At 45.6% G+C, this 22,649-nt stretch carries 19 protein-coding genes; 12 read left to right on the forward strand and 7 right to left on the reverse strand.

What is annotated here, in order from left to right; genetic code table 11:
* Positions 1-207 precede the first annotated feature (207 nt).
* From gor to AAFP14_RS13970, 7 genes are all read left to right on the forward strand, one after another.
* Entirely contained in the window at positions 208-1,551 is a 1,344-nt protein-coding gene (gor, locus tag AAFP14_RS13940) for a glutathione-disulfide reductase (RefSeq protein ID WP_341732846.1), read from the forward strand.
* A 483-nt stretch (positions 1,552-2,034) separates the two neighbouring features.
* Entirely contained in the window at positions 2,035-2,625 is a 591-nt protein-coding gene (locus AAFP14_RS13945) for a sigma-70 family RNA polymerase sigma factor (protein WP_341732884.1), read from the forward strand.
* Positions 2,622-3,059: a hypothetical protein gene (locus AAFP14_RS13950; protein WP_341732847.1), complete on the forward strand. Its 438-nt coding sequence runs from the start codon at positions 2,622-2,624 to the stop codon at positions 3,057-3,059. The genes AAFP14_RS13945 and AAFP14_RS13950 overlap by 4 nt, the downstream gene beginning before the upstream one ends.
* A gap of 20 nt (positions 3,060-3,079) precedes the next feature.
* On the forward strand, positions 3,080-3,565 hold the full coding sequence (locus tag AAFP14_RS13955) for a Spy/CpxP family protein refolding chaperone (protein ID WP_341732848.1): 486 nt from the start codon (positions 3,080-3,082) through the stop codon (positions 3,563-3,565).
* Positions 3,566-3,671: 106 nt separating this feature from the next.
* Positions 3,672-4,361 (forward strand): YqiA/YcfP family alpha/beta fold hydrolase, encoded by a 690-nt coding sequence (locus AAFP14_RS13960; RefSeq protein ID WP_341732849.1) that lies wholly within the window; start codon positions 3,672-3,674, stop codon positions 4,359-4,361.
* A 32-nt stretch (positions 4,362-4,393) separates the two neighbouring features.
* Entirely contained in the window at positions 4,394-5,101 is a 708-nt protein-coding gene (locus tag AAFP14_RS13965) for an ROK family protein (RefSeq protein WP_341732850.1), read from the forward strand.
* 65 nt (positions 5,102-5,166) lie between these two features.
* A complete protein-coding gene (locus tag AAFP14_RS13970; RefSeq protein WP_341732851.1) occupies positions 5,167-6,630 on the forward strand; it encodes a histidinol-phosphate transaminase in 1,464 nt (487 codons plus the stop codon).
* Positions 6,631-6,680: 50 nt separating this feature from the next.
* Here AAFP14_RS13970 and AAFP14_RS13975 read toward each other — a convergent pair whose 3' ends face one another.
* Complete coding sequence (locus AAFP14_RS13975; protein ID WP_341732852.1) at positions 6,681-7,115, reverse strand: hypothetical protein; 435 nt, start codon at positions 7,113-7,115, stop codon at positions 6,681-6,683.
* A 69-nt stretch (positions 7,116-7,184) separates the two neighbouring features.
* On the opposite strand from AAFP14_RS13975, the gene AAFP14_RS13980 reads away from it, so the two are divergent.
* On the forward strand, positions 7,185-7,643 hold the full coding sequence (locus tag AAFP14_RS13980; RefSeq protein WP_341732853.1) for a DUF2358 domain-containing protein: 459 nt from the start codon (positions 7,185-7,187) through the stop codon (positions 7,641-7,643).
* An 85-nt stretch (positions 7,644-7,728) separates the two neighbouring features.
* On the opposite strand, the gene AAFP14_RS13985 is transcribed toward AAFP14_RS13980, so the two are convergent.
* Complete coding sequence (locus AAFP14_RS13985) at positions 7,729-9,204, reverse strand: glycoside hydrolase family 13 protein (protein ID WP_341732854.1); 1,476 nt, start codon at positions 9,202-9,204, stop codon at positions 7,729-7,731.
* Between the two features lie 240 nt (positions 9,205-9,444).
* On the opposite strand from AAFP14_RS13985, the gene AAFP14_RS13990 reads away from it, so the two are divergent.
* The 3 genes from AAFP14_RS13990 to AAFP14_RS14000 all read left to right on the forward strand — a co-directional run bounded on the left by AAFP14_RS13990 (position 9,445) and on the right by AAFP14_RS14000 (position 12,966).
* Positions 9,445-10,734: a glucose-1-phosphate adenylyltransferase gene (locus AAFP14_RS13990; RefSeq protein ID WP_341732855.1), complete on the forward strand. Its 1,290-nt coding sequence runs from the start codon at positions 9,445-9,447 to the stop codon at positions 10,732-10,734.
* A gap of 740 nt (positions 10,735-11,474) precedes the next feature.
* Entirely contained in the window at positions 11,475-11,675 is a 201-nt protein-coding gene (locus AAFP14_RS13995) for a hypothetical protein (protein ID WP_341732856.1), read from the forward strand.
* 265 nt (positions 11,676-11,940) lie between these two features.
* The gene (locus tag AAFP14_RS14000; RefSeq protein WP_341732857.1) at positions 11,941-12,966 is read left to right on the forward strand and encodes a J domain-containing protein; all 1,026 of its coding nucleotides are present in this window, start codon (positions 11,941-11,943) and stop codon (positions 12,964-12,966) included.
* A gap of 171 nt (positions 12,967-13,137) precedes the next feature.
* Here the strand turns inward: AAFP14_RS14000 and AAFP14_RS14005 are convergent, their stop codons facing one another.
* The 5 genes from AAFP14_RS14005 to recQ all read right to left on the reverse strand — a co-directional run bounded on the left by AAFP14_RS14005 (position 13,138) and on the right by recQ (position 22,190).
* Positions 13,138-13,410: a DUF1816 domain-containing protein gene (locus tag AAFP14_RS14005; protein ID WP_341732858.1), complete on the reverse strand. Its 273-nt coding sequence runs from the start codon at positions 13,408-13,410 to the stop codon at positions 13,138-13,140.
* Between the two features lie 407 nt (positions 13,411-13,817).
* Positions 13,818-15,188, reverse strand: coding sequence for a hypothetical protein (locus AAFP14_RS14010; protein WP_341732859.1), 1,371 nt, complete (start codon positions 15,186-15,188; stop codon positions 13,818-13,820).
* Positions 15,181-15,645, reverse strand: a complete 465-nt coding sequence (locus tag AAFP14_RS14015; protein WP_341732860.1) for a hypothetical protein — start codon at positions 15,643-15,645, stop codon at positions 15,181-15,183. The genes AAFP14_RS14010 and AAFP14_RS14015 overlap by 8 nt, the downstream gene beginning before the upstream one ends.
* On the reverse strand, positions 15,642-19,745 hold the full coding sequence (locus AAFP14_RS14020; RefSeq protein ID WP_341732861.1) for a CHAT domain-containing protein: 4,104 nt from the start codon (positions 19,743-19,745) through the stop codon (positions 15,642-15,644). The genes AAFP14_RS14015 and AAFP14_RS14020 overlap by 4 nt, the downstream gene beginning before the upstream one ends.
* Before the next feature lie 249 nt (positions 19,746-19,994).
* Positions 19,995-22,190, reverse strand: a complete 2,196-nt coding sequence (gene recQ, locus AAFP14_RS14025; RefSeq protein WP_341732862.1) for a DNA helicase RecQ — start codon at positions 22,188-22,190, stop codon at positions 19,995-19,997.
* 97 nt (positions 22,191-22,287) lie between these two features.
* On the opposite strand from recQ, the gene AAFP14_RS14030 reads away from it, so the two are divergent.
* Positions 22,288-22,572 carry a DUF427 domain-containing protein gene (locus tag AAFP14_RS14030; RefSeq protein WP_341732863.1) on the forward strand — a complete coding sequence of 95 codons (285 nt, stop codon included), beginning with the start codon at positions 22,288-22,290 and terminating at the stop codon, positions 22,570-22,572.
* Positions 22,573-22,649: the final 77 nt, after the last annotated feature.

Here is a 22,649-nt window from a genome sequence, read left to right on the forward strand (position 1 = left end):
TTTATCTGGGGTAGGCATCCTGCGTACCCCAGACTTGCTTTTCTGGAAAAATCTAAAGAACTTATTAGTTCTCAACCGACAACTTTCGCATAAAACTAAAAAACTTATCAGTCCTCTTTAGAGGACTTTACCTTTGAGGCAGGGACTTAAGTCCCTGCCGGACTAGCGGAAAATTGGTAAAATTGAGATAATAAACTAGCGACAATTATGACATACGATTACGACTTGTTTGTGATAGGTGCGGGTTCCGGTGGATTGGCGAGTTCCAAGCGGGCGGCATCCTACGGGGCAAAAGTGGCGATCGCCGAAAATGACTTAGTAGGGGGAACCTGCGTAATTCGTGGCTGCGTGCCGAAAAAACTGATGGTTTATGCCTCAACATTTTCGCACCTTTATGAAGATGCGGTGGGTTACGGTTGGAGCCCTGTAGAAAGCAGCTTCGACTGGGATAAACTCGTCACTACCGTAGACACAGAAGTGCGACGACTCAGCAAACTGCACATTAGCTTTCTGGAAAAAGCCGGAGTTGAATTAATTTCAGGATACGCCAAATTTATCGACCCTCACACCGTCGAAGTTGGTGACAAAAAATACACCGCTGCCAAAATCTTAATCGCTGTCGGTGGAGAAGCCCACAGAATTGATATTCCCGGTATCGAACACGCGATTACTTCCCGCGAAATCTTTTTACTAAAAGAGCAGCCAAAACGGTTGGCTATTTGGGGTGGTGGTTACATCGGTGTTGAATTTGCCTGCATTATGCACGGGCTGGGAAGTCAAGTAACTCAAATCATCCGGCGCGATCGCATTCTGCAACACTTCGATGAAGAAATTCGCGCCAACGTGCAAGAAGGCATGGTTAAGCATGGCATTGAATTTGTGACAGGAAGTTCGATCGCCAAAATTGAAAAAACCACCGAAGGCTTAAAATTAACCCTGTCAGGAAAATCGGAAGAAACCTTGACAGTTGATGCGATTTTGTGCGCTACCGGGCGCTTGCCTAATTTAGAAAAATTGGGTTTGGAAAATGCGGGAGTAGAAACAACAAAAGGTGCGATCGCTGTCACCAAAGACAGCCGCACCAGTCAGCCACACATTTTTGCAGTGGGAGACTGTACTAACCGGATTAATTTAACGCCAATTGCGATCGCCGAAGGACGTGCTTTTGCCGATACTGAATTTGGGAATAACCCCAGATCCATCAGTCACGAAAACGTGGCATCGGCCGTATTTTCCCAGCCGGAAGCGGCGACAGTGGGCTTAACAGAAGAGGAAGCTAGAGTCAAGTTTCCGGAATCAATCAAGTGTTATACAGCCAAGTTTAGACCGATGTTTCATGCTTTGACTGGTGCAGATGAGAAAACTTTTGTCAAGTTAGTTGTTGAGACTAATACTGACAAAGTTTTGGGCGTGCACATGGTGGGGAAAGATGCTGGCGAGATTATTCAAGGAATGGCGATCGCGGTTAATATGGGAGCTACGAAGAAAGATTTCGATTCGACGATCGGCATCCATCCATCGACGGCTGAAGAGTTCGTGACTCTGCGGTAAATAGGGCGAAGTCGTTAGCAGCAGCAGCCAGGGACTTAAGTCCCTGGCTAATAGCTAAAGTCGGTTAAAACCGACTGAAGATTACCATTTTTAATCAGCTTTTCAGGGCGGGCTAGAAGCCAGGACGGTTTCATTCTCTTGTAGGGGCAGCCCCCCGTGGCTGCCCCAATGCCTGAAATGACGGAACATTGTCGTTGGGGGGGTAGGCACGCACCATCCACTACCCCTACAAAACGATGATTTATCTGAGAATGAAACAGCCCTGGGCTAGAAGCCCACCCCACAATAAAATTCAATTTTTGTGGAACAGGCTCTTGCTTGTGATTCTTTGTGGAACAGCATCTTGCTTGCGATCGATATTGGTGCAGTTTTACACCCCAAGCGGATTCATGCTCAAAATATTATTTTAAATAAATTGAACCTTTTTTGAACTTGTCCTGTCTAAACGCCTCAGATAACGAACTGGTGAGGGATACTTCACAGGTGTTAGGTGTGTCAGCCAATGTTTTAATCGATAACTGTTCCGACTCAGACTTAGTTGCTGAATGCTTAAAGGGCGATCGCACTTCCTTTCGCCACCTTTACCAACGCTATCAACACAAAGTCAGGTCAACCCTTTACCAACTCTGCGGGCCATCCCTGCTTGACGACTTAATGCAAGAAGTATTCCTGCGAGTCTGGAAAGGATTACCCAAACTCAAACACCAAGACAACTTTTCTACTTGGCTTTATCGAATCACTTGGAATGTAGCTTCTGACCAAAGACAAGCTTTTGCTAAACAACATTCTTTTGATGCCAAACTCAAAAGTCAAGCACAAATCAATTTAGTTGTTGTCAAAGAACATACTTCAGAATTGATGCAGTTGCACTATCAAGATTTAGTGCAGCGGGGATTAGAGCAATTGAGCTTTGAACACCGCAGCGTTTTGGTGCTACATGACTTAGAAGATATCCCGCAAAAAGAAGTAGCCCAAATTTTGGGACTACCGGCAGGAACTGTCAAATCTCGCGTGTTTTATGCCCGAAATGCTGTGCGGCAATTTTTGCAAAAAGAAGGTGTCAGCGAGCTATGAATAACCCAAGCAGCGACGAAAAGTTAGTTAATTTCTTGAAGCAAAATTGCCCAAATTGTCCAGAAGCTACGCCAGATTTAGAGTTAAAGCTGTTAGCAACAATAGAAAGGCATGAGCAGACAGAAAACCAGCAAATATACCGGAAAAAAATCGGTTCAATTGTATCTAAAAATAGGTCAATTTTTCCCGGTTTATCCCAGTGGTCTTTCCCTGGGGCAATTGCCGGGATGCTGATACTTTTTGGGTCTGGCTATCGTCTGCTATTCCCCGCACAATTTCACCCAGATGAGGGTGCACACCTAGAAGCCTTTCTAGTAAATAATTGGGAAGATGTGTTGCATGATTCTCGCGCGGAGAATATGAGCGATAGCTCACAAATAGACTGGTTGAATTTTCAGATTCCTGCTGACAGCGAACAGCCCACCAATAACTAAATCTTAAAGAGGTAATTTTCATGTCAATGCGTCGTATTTCTACCCTAGCCCTGTTAATGCTGACCCTCGGTAGCGCTACCGCCGCCATCGCAGTTCCCAATCCCCTACCCGCAGAAACTATTGCCCAAAATCAGCGACCAAATCGAACTGGTGCTAAGGAAGGTGGGATGTTCGAGAAGCTTAATTTAAGTGCCGACCAAAAACAGAAAATGCAGGCTGTTCGCGATCGCTATAAAGACCAAATTTCCCAGCGAATGCAAGCTGTGCGTCAAGCCAGACAAGAATTGCAAACGATGATGAGTGGCACTGCTACTGCTAGCCAGATCCGCGAGAAAAACACGCAAATAAGCGGATTAAAAAAGCAGTTGGATGATGCGAGACTTGAAAGTATGCTGGCAATGCGAGAGATCCTCACGCCAGCACAGCGCACCCAATTAGCTGAACTGATGAAGCAGCGCCGCGAAACAGCTAAAAACAGGATGCAAAACGGCGCTAAACCCCAGTAATACTCCCATTTAAATCTAGGTTTCTGAGAACCAAGACTTCTTAAATAAGTCTTGGTTTTTGGTGTTATAATTCATATTTATTGTTAAATTTAACAAAAACGGCTGAATGAATCTCCACAAGAATTCGAGTTACACTTATTTACACGGATTTGCTTCCAGTCCCAATTCCCTAAAGGCAAAATATTTCCGCGATCGCTTTTCTTCCCTAGCAATTGACCTGAAAACTCCCGATCTCAATCACCAAGATTTTTCCAGTCTCACCCTCACCAGGCAATTACACCAAATAGAAACAGCATTTTTGTCGCCCCAAACACTTCAGCCAGTGGCAGAAAATATCAAAAATGCTAGTGAAGTCACCATCATTGGTTCCAGTTTTGGCGGGCTGACAGCAGCTTGGTTGGCCCAACGACAACTATCGGTAAAACAAATAGTTTTGTTAGCACCGGCTTTTGACTTTCTCTCCCACTGGCTGCCCCGATTGGGACAGGAACAGTTACAAAAGTGGCAGTCAGAGAAGTATTTACCCGTATACCACTACGGCGAACAGCGTTATCTGCCACTGCACTATCAATTTGTGGAAGATATGGCTCAATACCATGAAGAAAAATTAATACGGTCAGTGCCTACGTTAATTATCCACGGTCTGCATGATACAATCATACCGATTCAGGCTAGCAGAAATTTTGCCGCTAACCGTCCCTGGGTGCAATTAATCGAACTAGAAGACGACCATTCCTTGGGAAATTTTCTAGCAGAAATGTGGGAAGCGATTCAAAATTTTTGCCAATTCAATTAAAATTTGATTAATTTGCAACTCTCAAGATTCCAATGACTCAAGAAGATCGATCGACTCGCACCTTAGCCATTGACATTGGTGGCAGCGGTATCAAAATGATGGTTTTGGACGATGAAGGCCAACCCCAAACGGAACGCAGTCGCTTAGAAACCCCTCAACCACCAAAACCGGAACCGATACTAGAAGCCATAGCCTCCTTAGCTGGGGGACAAGGGGAATTTGACAGAGTATCCGTTGGTTTCCCCGGAGTCGTGCGTCGCGGCATCACTAAAACCGCCGTCAATTTAGACCCCTCTTGGATCGATTTTGACCTAGCAACTACTCTTAAAGATCGGTTAGGGAAACCAGTACGAGTGGCTAATGATGCCGACATTCAGGGATTGGGAGCAATTGCTGGTAACGGAGTAGAATTAGTAGTGACTCTGGGGACAGGTTTCGGTTCTTCTTTATTTGTTGATGGTATTTTAGTCCCTAATTTGGAACTCGGACATCACCCATTTCGGAAAGGGGAAACTTACGAACAGCAATTAGGACGTTTTGCTTTAGATACAGTCGGTACGAAAAGATGGAATCGCCGTCTGGAAAAGGCGATTGTATCGCTGCAAAATCTGTTTAGTTTGGATTACTTATACCTGGGTGGTGGTAATACTAAAAAAATTGTTTTTGAATTACCGGCTCAGGTGAAAATAGTGCCAAATGTGACTGGTTTGTTAGGCGGAATTGCTTTGTGGCGCGATTAAAATAGTCAGAAGTCATTAGTCAGAAGTCATTAGTCAGTAGTCATTAGTCATTAGCAAATCATACCATGCTACCTTTTATCCGAAAAGACTTAGCCGAACTTAACGCATACACTCCCCATCCCGGTTCCGCTTCGGGAGAATCAGTGCCGTCGAAAAGTGCGATCGATCGCCTAGATACCAACGAATGTCCCTACGACTTACCAGCGGAATTAAAACAAAAGTTAGCTTGGAATTATCAGCAGCTAATTGAGACAAATCGCTATCCCGATGGTGGCCACGCACCACTGAAAGAGGCGATCGCCCAATACGTCAACGAATCGATCGCTGAATCTATTCATGTCCCCCCCCTTAGCAAGGGTGGGCTTCATGTCCCCCCCCTTAGCAAGGAGGGGCTTGATGTCCCCCCCCTTAGCAAGGAGGGGCTTGATGTCCCCCCCCTTAGCAAGGAGGGGCTTGATGTCCCCCCCCTTAGCAAGGAGGGGCTTGATGTCCCCCCCCTTAGCAAGGGTGGGCTTGATGTCCCCCCCCTTAGCAAGGAGGGGCTTGATGTCCCCCCCCTTAGCAAGGGTGGGCTTAATGTCCCCCCCCTTAGCAAGGGTGGGCTTCATGTCCCCCCCCTTAGCAAGGGGGGGCTAGGGGGGGTTCTACCTCCAAAAACTGCCATCACAGCCGATAATATTTCTGTCGGGAACGGTTCCGATGAATTAATTCGATCGCTCTTAATTGCGACGTGCTTGGGAGCGGTTGGCTCAATTCTGGTTGCCAATCCCACCTTTTCGATGTATGGAATTATCGCCCAAACCCTGGGAATTCCCGTTGTCAGTGTTCCGCGCCAACCAGAGACTTTTGAAATGGATATCGAGGAGGCTAAAAAGGCGATCTCCCAAACCGAAAATCCCCCCGTGCGCGTCGTCTTTGTCGTTCATCCCAATTCCCCCACCGCCAATGCTTTGACAACCAATGAAATAGAATGGCTGTCGAGTTTGCCCGAAGATATTTTAGTAGTAATTGACGAAGCCTATTTTGAATTCAGCCAAAACACCTTAGCTGGAAAATTACAAGAACATCCGAATTGGATAATTTTGCGAACATTTTCCAAAGCATTTCGATTGGCATCCATGAGAGTCGGATATGCGATCGCCAATCCCGAACTCACCGCCGCCTTAGAAAAAATCCGCCTTCCCTACAACCTCCCAACTTTCTCCCAATTAGCAGCAGAATTTGCCCTAGCCCAGCGCCAATTATTGTTAGCAGTAATCCCTGAAACCATATCAGAACGAGCTAAGTTAATTGCAGCGATCGCTCAGCATCAACAATTACAAATTTGGCCTAGTGCCGCTAACTTTGTCTACCTGCGCGTGAAAGCCGAAAATCGTAATTTAGCAGAACAACAACACAAACAAATCATGGAGCAACTAAAAGCTGAAGGAACATTAATTCGCCATACTGGGGGAGGTTTGCGAATTACAGTAGGTAGCCCCCAGGAAAATCAGCGAACTTGCGATCGCCTTTCCCAGATATTGACTTGACAAAAACCTTAAGAAATGGTATGAGATGACCAAAATTAATCATACCATGGTTAACGATGGCTCTGTCGTGCCTTGCCAATCGTTTGGGGGAAGACACCGATTAAAAGTGCCAAAGCTCGATCGGGAATTTGTGCCACTGTTGGGACATCAAAATAGTGTTCAAACTGAGTTAAAAGCATTTGGGCGCGTTCCAAAGCTTCCGGCTTAGCAGTTAACTGTTCCGTCAACCGCACCCAGTGACGCCGAATCCCAAACGCTTTCTGTCTTGCTTCGGGAGATTCAGGATACACCAAACAAAAGTCGCCTACGGGAATTGCTTGCTGAGAGTCAACATCAAAAGCACCCCCGACGGCGGCCCCTGGCCCTGCAAACTCCGCGTGGAAACGTTTAATTAAAATTAGACCGTTCCGGCGACGGCTATCTACCAGCAACAGTTTGCCACTGCTGAGTTCTGCGATAATGTCCGAGGACTGGGGGTAATCCATCAAATCTGTACTTGGGTGGTGAGATGGCAATGGGAGTGTGGACAATAAAATTATAGTTGAAGTACCTTCGTGTTAAAAGGTGATATCTTGAGTTCGATCGAATATCAAAAGCAGGTAGCGCAAGCCCTAGACACACTCAAAGCGGATCTCCCGACCCTTTTTGAGACAGACATCTCCTACGACATCTACAGAAAAGATGTTTATTTTCAAGACCCTGTTAACAAATTCAAAGGAAAAATCAACTACCGAATTATCTTTTGGACTCTGCGATTTCACGGTCAACTATTTTTCACCGAAATTTTCTTCGACCTCCACGACGTGACTCAGACAGCATCGGATACTATTTTGGCAAATTGGACTGTTCGCGGGGTATTGCGGGTTCCCTGGAAGGCCCAGATTTTTTTCAACGGCTATTCTACTTACAAGCTGGATGAAGATGGCTTAATTTACGAACATATTGATAGTTGGGACAGAGCACCCGGAGAGATTTTAAAGCAATTTTTCCGCAAGCCAGAAGCAATCAATTAACATTTTTAGGGGCAACCCCGATGGTTGCCCTATTCTTAAGATGGCTGCGTCCCAGACTAATTTAGCCACTGCTTGCTAAATTAGCTTAACCTAAAATCAAGCCCGATCGCGCCGGCAGACTCAATTCTAAATACCGAGTTTCCCCTTGCTCTTTCCAAACAAAATCACCTTGACCAAACAGCAATTTTGGGTCAGCATATTTGAAACTTCGTCCGGGTTCTGTGACCTGCATCTCAAAGCTAATATGTGCAGATTCTGTGGCGACATTCACCGCAACCACGATTTCTTCATCCCCCAAGATTCTAGCAAAAACATAAACTGTTCCCTGAGAAAACAAAATTTCATACCTTCCGGTGCGGAGGGCACAGTATTTTTGTCGCAAAGCTATCAATTGCTTGTGGTAATCTAAAACATCCTGTTTCCAATCTGATTTCATCGGAAAACCGCGACGGGAATCGGGATCGAGAGCACCAGGTAAACCAACTTCATCGCCGTAATAAATGCTGGGAGCTCCGGGAAAAGTTAACAGCAACAAGGTAGCAAGTTCAACACTTTTTTCGTCGCCTCCGGCAATGGACAATAACCGGGCGGTGTCGTGACTGGCTAACAAATTGAGTTGAGTGAGCTGAATCGGCCAAGGATACAATTCTAAAACGTGCTGAACTTTTTCGCCGTACTCCTGAGCAAAAAGTGGGGGATAGGGACGGTAAGCACGACCTTCAATTTGAGCTAAATCTACTCGATCGCCTGCTGTAAAAGCAATAGTTGGTCCAGCAAACAGATAATTCATCACCCCATCAAATTGAGTACCGTCGAGCCATTCCCTCGCATCTTCCCAGACTTCGCCCACAATGTAAGCTTCGGGATTAATCGCCTTCACTCGGTCTCGAAATTCCTGCCAAAATCCTGGCGTTTTAATTTCAAAAGGAACATCTAGCCGCCAGCCGTCAATGCCGAATTTAATCCAGTATTCGGCTATTTCCATGATATATTCCCGGACTTCTGGATTGTCGTGATTGAATACAGGTAGCGCTCGATTGCCATCCCAACCGGCGTAATTAGCCGGAGAATTGCCATCGTAGGGAGCTAGTGGCCAGCCTTCAATTTTAAACCAATCCAACCAGGGAGAATGGGAGCCGTTTTCGAGGATGTCGTGGAAGAAGAAAAAGCCGCGGCTGGCGTGATTAAATACGCCATCGAGGACGATTTTGATGTTGTGGGCGTGAGCAGCATCTAGAAGATCTTTAAAAGCCTGATTACCGCCCAACATCGGATCGACTTGATAGTAGTCGTGAGTGTGATAGCGGTGATTGCTCGCCGATTGAAAAATCGGCGTAAAGTAAATGGCGTTAATCCCTAAATCTTGCAAGTAGTCTAGCTGTTCCATCACGCCCCACAAGTCGCCACCTTTGTAGCCTTGCAGGGTCGGGATTTCGTGCCACTCCTCCCACATGAAGTTTTGTAGCAGGCGTTGGCGGGGCTGTTTGCTTTTGGCGAAGCGATCGGGGAATATTTGGTAGAATACGGCGTGTTTAACCCAGTCCGGCGTTTGAATCTGCATACAGTTTTCCTAGCTTGCTATGGCTTAGGCTAATGTAGCAGAGGTTGCTGAGGTATCTAACTTTTGGTAGAAAATACAAGATCTTTTTGAAGATATACTCAATTTATTGATAAGTATTTAAACTCAAAAATCCCCAATCTATAATCTAAAATCCAAAATCCAAAGTTCCCCCCTTGTCAAGAAGTCCTCACCATCAGACACTGGACTTGGAGAGTTCATCGGCCCCCTGGAGGAAGTTCCTTGAAAAGAGTATTAGCCATCATTCTCGGTGGCGGTGTAGGCACCCGCCTTTACCCCCTAACCAAACTGCGCGCCAAACCCGCGGTTCCCCTTGCCGGCAAATATCGCCTCATCGATATTCCAGTCAGCAATTGCATTAACTCAGAAATACTCAAAATCTACGTCCTTACCCAATTCAACTCCGCATCGCTGAACCGCCACATTGCTCGTACCTACCAATTTTCCGGCTTCACAGACGGATTTGCCGAGGTACTCGCAGCCCAGCAAACTCAGGAAAACCCTGACTGGTTTCAAGGGACAGCCGATGCAGTTCGCCAGTATCTCTGGCTGCTACAAGAGTGGGACGTTGACGAATACTTGATTCTTTCCGGCGATCACCTCTATCGCATGGACTACCGCAAATTTGTGGAGAGACACCGCCAAACCAATGCTGACATCACCCTCTCCGTTTTGCCCATGGATGAGAAGCGGGCTTCGGATTTTGGTTTGATGAAAATTGACGACAATGGTCGGGTTGTTTCTTTTAGCGAAAAGCCAAAAGGTGATGCGCTCAAAGCAATGCAGGTGGATACTACTAAACTGGGACTGACATCAGAACAAGCCAAGGAAAGTCCTTACATTGCTTCGATGGGGATTTATGTTTTCAAAAAAGAGGTTCTGATTAAACTTCTTAAAGAATCCCTAAACCAAACTGATTTTGGTAAAGAGATTATTCCGGCATCGGCAAAAGACCATAACGTTCAAGCTTATTTGTTTGACGATTACTGGGAAGATATCGGAACAATTGAGGCTTTTTATGATGCTAATTTGGCGCTGACCAAACAGCCTAAGCCTCCTTTCAGTTTTTACGATGAAAATGCTCCCATTTACACTCGCCCGCGTTTCTTGCCACCCACTAAGTTGTTAGATGCTACGGTTACTGAATCAATTATTGCCGAAGGGTGTATTCTCAAACAGTGCCGGATCGACCATTCTGTGTTGGGAGTTCGATCGCGCATTGAAGCCGGATGTACAATTCAAGACACCCTCGTCATGGGTTCTGACTTCTACGAACCCGATGCCGAACGCCATTCAGCATTGGAAAACAGTGGCGTTGCCCTGGGCATCGGTGCAGATACCACAATTCGCCGCGCGATTGTGGATAAAAATGCACGCATCGGCCGCAATGTTCAAATCATTAATAAAGACCGAGTAGAAGAAGCCAATCGCGAAAGCGAAGGTTTTTACATTCGCAGCGGCATTGTGGTAGTGCTGAAAAATGCTACGATTCCCGATGGCACAATCATTTAGTTATTAGTTATTAGTTATTAGTCATTGGCTCTTACTCATGATTAGTTATTCATTAGTTCTCTGTAGTTTGTTATTGAATTTTAAATCTGTGGCATACCCGATCGATAACTGATGATAAATGATTGTGAATTAATGAATAATTAATAGCGATGGATGAGCAATGACTAATGACTAATGATAGATCTATATCATTACTCCGATGGAAAATCGCTGTTGACGATCGCTCTCCATGGCCCCTCGAATTTTGCACGCGCGAGAGATCGCCCCTTAGCGAGGCCAACTCTGTAAAACAGTCTGCTGTGATACAGAAATCTTCGCTTTCTTGCGTCTAGCCGCTAGCTTCTGAGCCTGGATTTTGCGATCGTAGCAAGACTGACAAATGTGCTGCCCGCTTCTGAGTACAATCGAGTTTTCGGAAAGATCCTTCCAATCGTCGCAGCAGCCACAAGGCCAGCCCAGCAAATAGTTAATCATCTTGTCACCCTGGTAGTGTGAATAATTTATTGAAATCCCATCCTATCTTAATTTTTTGGAAAGTGTGTGTTCTAGTTAACCAAAAACTCCATAAATGTGCAGTTTGCTGTTGAATTAAATCTATCTATAAGCCCTAAAAAATCTGACTACTAACCCTTGACAAAGACAACATTTTATTGATATGAAGAGTAACGACAAAATCAGAATACTCCTTTAGACAAACAGCTTTTTTTGGGTTTGGGAATCTAAAAATTAGATGGGCGGTTGTGAACAAGGGAGTTGACTGTAAAATTTTCACCGCTCCCAAAATAGATAAAGACGATCGCGCGCCCGGACTAGGTGAAGACGATCGCCTTCTAGTCATCGATCCCAAAGAGCGATCGTCCGTGACAGTAAACGGGGCGCACCTCAGCGCAGCCACATCCCTAGCATCGCCTCAACCATGCCAAAAAGCCTCCAGCCCGTAATCACTCCACAGCTTTGGTGACCAGAGTTCCCTAATTTAAAATCTTAAATATCCCATCTCAAATCTGACCAGGTGTGGAAATTGCGGACGTAAAGCTTGGAACAACCGCACTCGATCGACTCCAAACATTTGATAACCTATAATTTGGATGAGATACCCCAGGGGAATTTCACCACCACCATCAAACTTATTGCCTATCCGATGAATCTAGGATTTATTGCTTCTAAAAACTAACAAGTAACAACTAATAAAGAGGAGATTGGTAAATGGCTGCAACCGACTTTAAAGACTATTACGCTATTTTGGGACTCAACAAAACTAGCAGCGCAGATGAAATTAAAAAAACTTTCCGCAAACTAGCCCGGAAATATCACCCGGACATGAACCCAGGGAACAAAGAAGCCGAAGCTCGTTTTAAAGAAGTCAACGAAGCCTACGAAGTTTTGTCAGATCCAGAAAAACGCAAAAAATACGACCAATACGGTCAATATTGGAAGCAAGCTGCTGCAACGACTGGGGGCTGGCCCGGTGGGGGCGGGCCTTCGGGAAGCGGCCCTACAGACTTTGGTGGCGTGGACTTCAGTCAGTACGGCAGTTTTGATGAATTTATCAATACATTGCTCGGCCGGGGGGGCGGCGCGGGTGCTAGTGCCGGCCGCAGTGGTAAGTGGAATTACAGTAACTACCGCACTACCGCAGGAGGCCCGACTGGTTTTGGCGGATTTGAAGATTTTGCGGGGTACGAAAACCGCGCACCAGGAACTTCTCTCAACACTGAAGTCAGTATTTCTCTGACTTTGGGGGAAGCATTTCGTGGCACTTCTAAGAAAGTTGCCAGCGGGGAAGTTTCGATTCCTGCGGGAGTGAAAACGGGTAGCAAAATTCGGGTGAAAGGCAAAGGTCAAATCGATCCCTATACGAAGCAGCAGGGAGATTTGTACTTGAAAGTGGAAGTTTTGCCTCACCCTTTCTTCCAGTTTGAAGGAGAAAATTTGGTTTGCGAAGTGCCGATAACTCCCGATGAAGCAGTTTTGGGAGCGTCGATTGAAGTGCCGGCCCCCGAAGGTATGATAACGGTAAAATTTCCTGCTGGAATGCGATCGGGACAGTCTTTGCGGTTGCGGGGTAAGGGATGGCCGAAACCTAACAAAGAGGAACGAACGGATCTTTTGGTGAAAATTGCGATCGTACCGCCAAAAGAAATCAGCACTCTGGAACGGGAATGTTATGAAAAAATCAAGGCAAATCGTACTTTTAATCCTCGCACCCATTTAAACCAAGGCCTGCTTTGACAAACTTTAGTCACCGATACCTGATGAACCAAGGAAGGACAGCAAACCTGTTCTGGGATTGAGGCGGGTTGACAAATATCTAGATTTGAAGTTATGGATATTTGTGAACCCGCAATGTGACAGGATTTATATCGATCGACGTCTTCATGTTTTAGCCTTCAACCTTTGGTGTTACTCTTCGCTGGTTTGTAGTTGGCTGGGTTGGCGACCTTGTTTGATGTCGATGCTAATTTTTTTAGCTCCTTTTCTCTCCAGGTCTCTAATATAGCCGATCGTGCTATTGTCGGCTTCATCTTTAGTTCTATAGGGACCAAAGTAATAAGTGCGGTTTCCTGAGTCTGTATCCACTTCCACCCACCAGTCGCGAGTTCTACTGCTACTCATGGGTTGAGTCAGTATCAAAAAAGTCATCACGTACATAGCCAAGATAGAAAGTCCGAACATGATACACCTCTGCAAGGAATGAAGTAGTTGTTGATGTTCCTAAGTTATCAGGGCAATTACGGGAGCGGAATCATCCTCAGTGCTGATTAGGTTGAGGTAATTTTTGAGAGTGGCTACTGTGTAATATCTACATTTTGGCGGAGGAACGGTAGATTGATAGTACATTACAGGGCCATCAAGTACAGTATTAATCCGTAGTCCGAGTCGCTGGGAGCTCTGGGATACAACTGGCAGATTTAGGGATGGCTGGGCACCTGATACCAAATCGGGGTTTCAACCGCAGAATCCTAGAGGGGGTAACAAGGTCGAGTTTAGTATAATACAGCACATTTACTTTGGCGATCGCCCACTATTGGTCAACTGTTTGCTGTTGGTTGTTAGCCCTCAACAGTCAACTGTCAACTGATTTAACGCCTGTTTTTACCAATTATTATCAGCAACATCGCACTCAACGCACTAAATAAAAATCCCCAACCAATACTAGACCAAAAAACAGTATTCACATCCATCGGATTTTTGGGAGGTGCAACTTGGCCTGCATAAACACTGGCGTAAACCCCACTGGTGGCAATTCCCACACCTACAGCTCCAAGGGTAACATTCAAAGTGCGATCGCCCTTAGCCCTCTCAATCTCAATAATCCCCTCAATCGTCTGAATCGCATTTTCTAGCAACCTCAAACCCGCACTCAAACTCCTGTTATCCGCCGCCGCTTGCCAAACATACTTCTCCTTAGCAAAATCGCTAAAACTTGCCATAAACTTAAAAGCTTCGGCATCATTTCCCATGTCCTTACCAATAGTTTCCAGCCGTCTCTTATAATTTTTCAGATTAGTTTTGATTATATTTTCTTGCTCTTCCAATTTGCTGATATAGTTAGCATAAACCGAAAAAATTGTCAAGGATTTAACCAAACTTTGCTGCAATTCTTTCAAGTCAACTTTAGGCGCATTCACCTGATTCGGGAGTTGGGTAACAATTTGTTGAATCGTCCGTGCCGCATCTTTCAAATCAGCCTTAAGTTGGCGGCTTTGAGTATAAGCCCAAATCACCTTATTGCGGAAAGCAAACAATCGCATTAAATGCACGTAAAGTTTGGCGACAGTCTCGCTAATATCGGCAATTGCTTGACCGTTATTGTAAGGAAACAAGCAAATTAAGACATGATAATTTTGACCAATATTGCCCCTATCCCCAGGTGGTAGCCACAATTCGTAAAAATCAGCACCTAAAAATTTACCCTCAGCTTTTAAGTCTCTATCCCATTTAGCCTTGGGGAATAGATTGAGTTTACTATAGCATTTTTGAGCAGTTGCTAAAGCATCTTGGTCATCAGCAGTTAATTGTCCCCAAACCAGCCAACTTTGACCAATTGTCCCAGGTGGATTGACACGGGAAATCACCTGTTGTTGCAGCCATTCCAAACAGTCGATTTCTTTCGGTGCAAATCTCTTGTCTGCGTCGGGTTCTCTTTTCCCAGACAAGTCAAATTGTGCCGCATAGGTATCGCCGAATTTGACTGGATAAGCATAGCCATCGAGGGGAGACTCAAATGCTGCTAATTTTTTGTCGCCCAGTAACTCGATATACTCAGCAGTTACAGTTTCAGCTTGCTTGAGATTTTCTAATTGTGGCACAGAGATTTTGTCGCCATAAATCTTTTGCCAAAACTGTGTGCGATTTTGGCTAATCTTCTCCTCATTTTGCCCGATACCGTCTGCTAAATCGTAGACAAACAAATCGACAGTCGGGTAGATTAGCCAATTCTCGTTACTCATGGATTAAACCATCTGCGATCGACACTAAGATTGTATCTCGACTTGCTTGCACTGAGTCCCCAGCTTGCAAAATCTTGCTGAGGAATTCTCTAAAGCCACGCGGCTGGACTTTTGCTTCTATTTTATTGATAATTTGTGGTAAATTTGTCAAGTCGCTGATGTCGCTAGCGCTGTTATCAGTTTCAATATTAGTAGTGTTGTTTATTTCAGATTCAGCATTCGGCAAAACATCTAATCCTTTGCTGCGTTGGCTGCTATGATTCGCCAACCAAGTGTCAGCTTCTTCATATGCTACTAGCAGAGGTGGATGCAATTCAGCAAGTCTCTCGATGTCTCTAATTGTTAGAGTTTCACCTATTTTATTGAACTCTGATTGGACGGCTGCGGGCAAAGGTTCAGTCTGTTGGACTAGGGCGACAATAAAAGCTTTGAAAATTTCGTCTTGCGTGTCTATCATAATCCGGTGATGGTGAAAGCAGCCCAGTAATAGGGATGCTGATAGGGTGGGTCTAATTCCATTGTAGCTAATGCTTGGCGATTCCTCTTAAAGAATCGGCTTAGCATAAATTCAACTTCAGAAAGTTCGGGGCTGTTTGCGGAAATCTTGTCAATTTCCCCTTGATACCAGGTGGCTAAATCCTCGCGGGTGGCTTCTTGCAGCCATTTTTGAGCATTTCTTAAAGCCACGGGTAGAGAATCGCCTACTTCTCGCCAGCGGTGGTAAAAATAAATCATTAATAACGTACTCGCACCGGATTCTACGGGCCACAGGGTACTGACGACACAGCCAACTCCGGCGCGCATAAAACCGCTAGTCAATCCTACATATTCGGCGAGAATTGTTTGTTTGTCTGTCAATGCGGTTTCGCAGGCGGGAAGGCAGATTAATTGGTAGTTGCTGAGATTGTGTTTGATGATTTCTCTGACTGTTAATCGGTGGGTGTTGCTGAGGTATAAAGTCGATTCTAGGGGATGATCGAAATTATAGCTGCCGTGGCCCGTGAAGTGAAAAATATTGTGCGGTTGTTGCCATAATCTTTCGACTTCATCGAGGGTAGCTGCGTCTTCTTTGAGTCGGGTGGAATTGTCGAACATTCGGCAAATAATTTCCGATTCAATTTCCGCGGCGGGGAGAGGGGCGAGTCTTTTTGGTTGGCCGTTTTTATCGGTAATTACGCTGTGGGGATTTTCGATGCTGAGGATGGAAAGAACCCCCCTAGCCCCCCTTGCTAAGGGGGGGACAGGAGTTTTTAAAGTCTCGGTTTGTGACGGGGGAATTGGTGTACTCAAAGTCCCCCTTCTTAAGGGGGATTTAGGGGGATCTAGACTTGGAGGTAAGTGAGAGATTTCGGCTGGGTTTTCTATGCTTTGATCCCCCCTAACCCCCCTTAAGAAGGGGGGGACAAGAGTGTTCAAAGTCTCGCTTTGTGAGGGGGGGACTGGAGTGTTCAAAGTCTCGCTTTGTGAGGGGGGGACTAGAGTGTTTAATGTCTCGCTTTGTGAGGGGGGGACTGGAGTATTCAAAGTCCCCCTTCTTAAGGGGGATTTAGGGGGATCTAGACTTGGAGGTAAGTGAGAGATTTCGGCTGGGTTTTCTATGCTTTGATCCCCCCTAACCCCCCTTAAGAAGGGGGGGACAAGAGTGTTCAAAGTCTCGCTTTGTGAGGGGGGGACTGGAGTGTTCAATGTCTCGCTTGTGGAGGGAGGAATCTGTTCATTCAAAGTCCCCCTTCTTAAGGGGGATTTAGGGGGATCTAGACTTGGAGATAAACGAGAGATTCCGGTAAACCGCTGTTGCAAATTAATCCCAACGGCGGCGCTAGGCAAATAACTCACCACAAAATCCCGACTAAACAAAGCATGAATTGGGAAGCGGTGCAAGTCCCGATGCGGAATCAAAATTAAGTCGGTAATTCCCTCTAATTGCTGTTCGATAACATCGATTTTCAATATTTCCTTAAGTCGCGCAAATTTACTTGCCATTCCCCCACGCCAAGGATGATTTTGTTGACCTTCTTTCTGCTTAGATTGATAATCGGTGTATTGTTGATTCCACTCCTTCACCCATGCTTCAAATTCATCGGGAAAATCGCTGAAACAGGTTTCGGGAGACAACAAGCCATCGGATTTAATGATAAATGCTGTCAGGGCTGCGTCGCCCAGATGCCAGTAAATGGCGGCGGTTGCGGGATTGAGAAGTTGCTGAATTTGGGCGTGGGTGACTGTTTCTTCGGTGGCGTAATCGGGAGTTGGCAAGGCATCTAGCAGCCAAGATAGGCAGACATTTTTATCGGTTTCTGCTGTGGCTAAGGCTTGGGCAAACTGCCCGGATTGGATGAATATATTTACGGTTAATTGTTCAAAGCTAACTAATTTGTCGGTGAGTTGCTGTTGGGTGAGTTGGGCATAGTTTTGCTGTTTCAGCAAGCGTTGCAATAAATCGGTGGCATCTCGTCGTAATTTATTGGCTTCGTCAGTTTGTTTTAAGCTGACTAAGGTTTTGATTAAACTCTGCAAAACTTCTAAATGCAGTTTTAGGAAAGCATCTGGTGTGAGAGTTTTGAGTGCTTCTTTGTAGCTGGCGGTGGCTTTATTCCAATAGGTGTACGGAGAATTGAGTTTGCCGCGACTATAATGAGCATTTCCTAGTGCTTGATGTAGTTCTCCATATCCTTTGGGATGGGTATTTTGGCGACAATATTCTAAGCCTGCTTGTAATGTTAATACTTGTCCTTCGTAGCCGCGCTGTGTCAGGTTGTGGGTTAAGAGAGTTCTGGTAACAGGTGGAGATTTAGGGAATTTTGTTTGTAAGATTTCATAAACTAGCAGCCTATGTTTAGCTGCATTTTTGACTACATTGCCCCGATTGTACCAGGCTTCGTGTTTATCTGGTTTGAATTCTAAGGCTTTGTCGTAGGAGGCGATCGCCTCTTCAAGCAATCCTAAATTACGCAGTGCATTGCCCCGATTGTACCAGGTTTGGTGATCATCTGGTTTGAATTCTAAGGCTTTGTCGTAGGAGGCGATCGCCTCTTCAAGCAATCCTAAATTACGCAGTGCAACGCCCCGATTGTGCCAGGCTTCGTGTTTATCTGGTTTGAATTCTAAGGCTTTGTCGTAGGAGGCGATCGCCTCTTCAAGCAATCCTAAATTACGCAGTGCAACGCCCCGATTGTGCCAGGCTTCGTGTAAATCTGGTTTGATTTCTAAGGCTTTGTCGTAGGAGGCGATCGCCCCTTCAAGCAATCCTAAATTACGCAGTACATTGCCCCGATTGTGCCAGGCTTGGTGAAAATCTGGTTTGAATTCTAAGGCTTTGTCGTAGGAGGCGATCGCCTCTTCAAGCAATCCTAAATCATCCAGTGCAATGCCCCGACCGTTCCAGGCTTTGTGATAATCTGGTTTGAATTCTAAGGCTTCGTCGAAAGATACAAGTCCTCCTTCAAAATCTCCTTTCATACATTGCTCATATCCTCTATCGAACCAAGCCTCAGCCTCCCCATCAACATCCTCATCCCCCTCACCCGAAACTGGCGGAAACTCAACCAAAATCTCCCTACCAACATTCCCCGCCACCTCTCCCAATTCCCCACCCGCAACTCTACCCAACAACTCCAACCTGCGCGCCAATTCCTGAAGCGATACCACCGCATTTGTAGGGGCGGTGGATGGTGCGTGCCCGCCCTCTGTACTCCCCTGCGCGCCCTCCAACGATCGCACTCCAAACCTCCGCAACCAAGCCGCCAAATCACCATCTTTAATCCGTTTTGCGATTAAGAATTCCGCAACATCGCCTCTTCCCCAGCCCTGATTCACCCCTTCCAGAAGTTGCATCAACTTCGACTCGTATTCCGCATCACTCAAAGTTGGAGGAACCCCCCTCTGTCCCCCCTTGCTAAGGGGGGAGGCAAGATTTTGTTCTTCCCCCTTGCTAAGGGGGGAAGCAAGATTTTCTTTCTCCGTCAAAGTTGGAAGAACCCCCCTCTGTCCCCCCTTGCTAAAGGGGGAAGCAAGATTTTGTTCTTCCCCCTTGCTAAGGGGGGAAGCAAGATTTTGTTCTTCCCCCTTGCTAAGGGGGGAAGCAAGATTTTCTTTCTCCGTCAAAGTTGGAAGAACCCCCCTCAGTCCCCCCTTGCTAAGGGGGGAGGCAAGATTTTGTTCTTCCCCCTTGCTAAGGGGGGAAGCAAGATTTTGTTCTTCCCCCTTGCTAAGGGGGGAAGCAAGATTTTCTTTCTCCGTCAAAGTTGGAAGAACCCCCCTCTGTCCCCCCTTGCTAAGGGGGGAGGCAAGATTTTGTTCTTCCCCCTTGCTAAGGGGGGAAGCAAGATTTTGTTCTTCCCCCTTGCTAAGGGGGGAAGCAAGATTTTGTTCTTCCCCCTTGCTAAGGGGGGAAGCAAGATTTTGTTCTTCCCCCTTGCTAAGGGAGGAGGAAATATTTTCTTTCTTGTCCCCCCCCCTTACCAAGGGGGGGGTTAGGGGGGGGTTAGAATCTTTGCCAAAAATGCGAAAAATCCGCTGAATTAATTGTTTGAGGAAGCGCCAAATTTTATCTAACATTGGTGAGATTGTGAGGCGGTTGGTTTTGGTTATTGTAGCAAGAATTGTGGGGATTCTTTGTTAGTCCCCAAGTCCGCCAGGGGTTAAAACCCCTGTCTCATAGCGAAAGTCCTCTCAAAGAGGACTGAAGATGTACACAATGTTTAAGGGTAAGCCCGATAGTCCGCCAGGGGTTTTAACCCTCGTCGGACTGCGCCACATCGCAATCTGACATTTTGAATATAACATTGTATACAACCAGGCTTGGCATCAAAAACCCACGTAATTTTGCCGCCACCAAGCACGCACTAATTTAATCTCCTCAAAGCTATAAGCTTCTTGCAAAAAATCATAGATTGCTTTCAATCTTTCATCCCCAATTATCTCAATTGCTTGCACAATTGGTTGCTGTCTTTCTGGTTCCACTAACAAATGAATATCGACTTTTTGATCCATATCTATTAATTCTACTAAGTGCCCAACAATCGTATTAGGACTCATGCCTCTGATTTCTGCTATGCCTTCAACTGTCAAACCTCTTCTGTGCAATTCCCAGGTTTGCATCTGTGTATAAGAAGGTATATTCCCAGCATTAGAACTTTGAGCTACAGCAGAAGGTGCTGCACCTGTTGGTAAGCCTTTTTCTTGGCAAAAGGTGCGGATTGCTTCTAAGAAAACTTTCCCGTACTTATCTCGCTTGTTACTACCAACTCCGTAAACTTCTACGAATTCTGTGAGGTTTTGGGGGCGTTTTTCTGCCATGTCTCGCAAGCTTTTATCGGCAAAGATGACGTAGGGTGGCACGCATTGTTCGTCGGCAATTTGTTTGCGCAGTGTCCGTAATATGGCAAATAAACTTTCGACTTCTACGGCTAAGGAGCGATTTGTGGCTTGTACTTCGCGTTTGGGTTGAATGGCGATTTCTACTGTGCGCTGGCGTCTCATGACTTCCCAACTTTTCTCGTTGAGTTTCAAGATGGGGAAGCCGTCGGTTGTTTCATCTACTAAACCTTGATTTAATAGCGATCGCACTAAGTTTTTCCAATCTTCTGCACTTCTATCTTTGCCGATGCCGTAGGTAGAAAGTTGGTTGTGTTGGTATTGCAATACTTTTTGATTTTTAGAGCCGCGCAACACGTCTATGATGTGATTCATGCCAAATTTTTCTTTGCATCTAGCCACGCAGGAAAGAAATTTCATGGCTTCTATTGTGCAGTCTTCTACAGGTTTTTGGTGGCAACAGTTATCGCAATTTGCACAATTTCCGGGGAATGAGTCCCCAAAATAACTTAGCTGAACTGTGCGACGACAATCGGTGGATTGAGCGTAGTTGATGACTCTTCGTAATTGTTGGCGGGCTATGCGCTGTTCTTGTTCATCGGGTTTTTGATCGATGATATATTCGATGGTTTTGACATCACCGAATCCAAAAAATAGGGTACAATGGGATGGTTCGTTGTCTCTGCCTGCTCGACCTGATTCTTGATAGTATCCTTCGAGATTTTTGGGTAAGTCGTAGTGAATGACAAATCGGACATCGGGTTTGTTGATTCCCATTCCGAAGGCAACTGTGGCTACCATTACTTGTACGTCGTCGCGAATGAAGCGGGTTTGGTTGGTTGTGCGATCGCTATCGTTCATGCCAGCGTGATATGGTAAAGCTGGGATGCCACTCTGTTGCAATTTATAGGCAACTTCTTCTACTTTTTTGCGGCTGAGACAGTAGATAATTCCCGAACCGCCTTTTTTTTGGATTATTTGCAAAACTTCGGCAAAACTATGCTTGTTTTTTTGTCTGACTTCGTAGTATAAATTGGGGCGATTGAAACTGGCGACGTGGATGTAAGGATTGCGCAGGGTTAACTGCTGGATAATGTCTTGGCGGACGCGCTCGGTGGCGGTGGCCGTTAGTGCCATAATGGGGATGTCTGGGTAGCGATCGCGCACTCGTTCCATTTGTCGATATTCGGGACGAAAATCGTGTCCCCATTCGGAAACGCAGTGGGCTTCGTCGATCGCAAAAGCTGAAATTCCCAACTTATCTGCTACTATATCTAAGAATGGCAAAAATCTCTCCCCCAGCAAGCGTTCGGGAGCAACGTAGAGCAGTTTAATTTTACCTTGGAGAATCGCATTTTCTCGCGATCGCACTTCCTGAGAGTTCAAAGTGCTATTGAGAAAAGTCGCCCCAATTCCATTATCTACCAAAGCTTCCACCTGGTCTTGCATCAAAGCAATTAAGGGGGAAACAACTACACTTAAACCCGGTTTCAATAGGGCTGGCAATTGAAAACACAAAGACTTGCCACCCCCTGTCGGCATCACAATCATCTGATCTCGTTTTTGGAGAGCAGCTTCGACAATTTCTCGTTGTCCCGCACGGAAGGAGTCATAGCCAAAAAAATGTTTCAGAGCTTGTTCGAGGGAGGGTGGGACAGGAGATGTGGGCAGATTCGACCCTGACATTTGCAGTAGTTGGTTTGTGAGTTCTACATTATTCTATGCTTTTTGAGTACAAATACAGTTACAATAATTAAAATTCTTAATTTAACCAGAGAAACCGATGCCGAAAGCAATTTGGAATGATGCCGTTTTGGCCGAAAGCGACAAGTGCGAAGTTGTGGATAACAACTATTATTTTCCGCCAGATGCCATCAAACGTGAATACTTTAAGGACAGCAGCACCCACACTACTTGCGGTTGGAAAGGTGTCGCTAGTTATTATAGCATTGAAGTCGGTGGACAAGTTAATAAAGATGCCGCTTGGTATTATCCGACTCCGAAAGATGCTGCTAAAAATATTGCAGGGTACATTGCTTTTTGGAAAGGTGTTAAGGTAGAAGCTTAAGGCTGTTTTGAGTTAATCTCTTGATAGAACAGGCAATCCAGCCTGTTCTATCAAGAGTTAGTTTTATGGTATTTTCA

Origin of the sequence: Microcoleus sp. EPA2, assembly GCA_020882975.1 — a bacterium.
In the GTDB taxonomy this organism is placed as follows: Bacteria; Cyanobacteriota; Cyanobacteriia; order Cyanobacteriales; family Microcoleaceae; genus Microcoleus.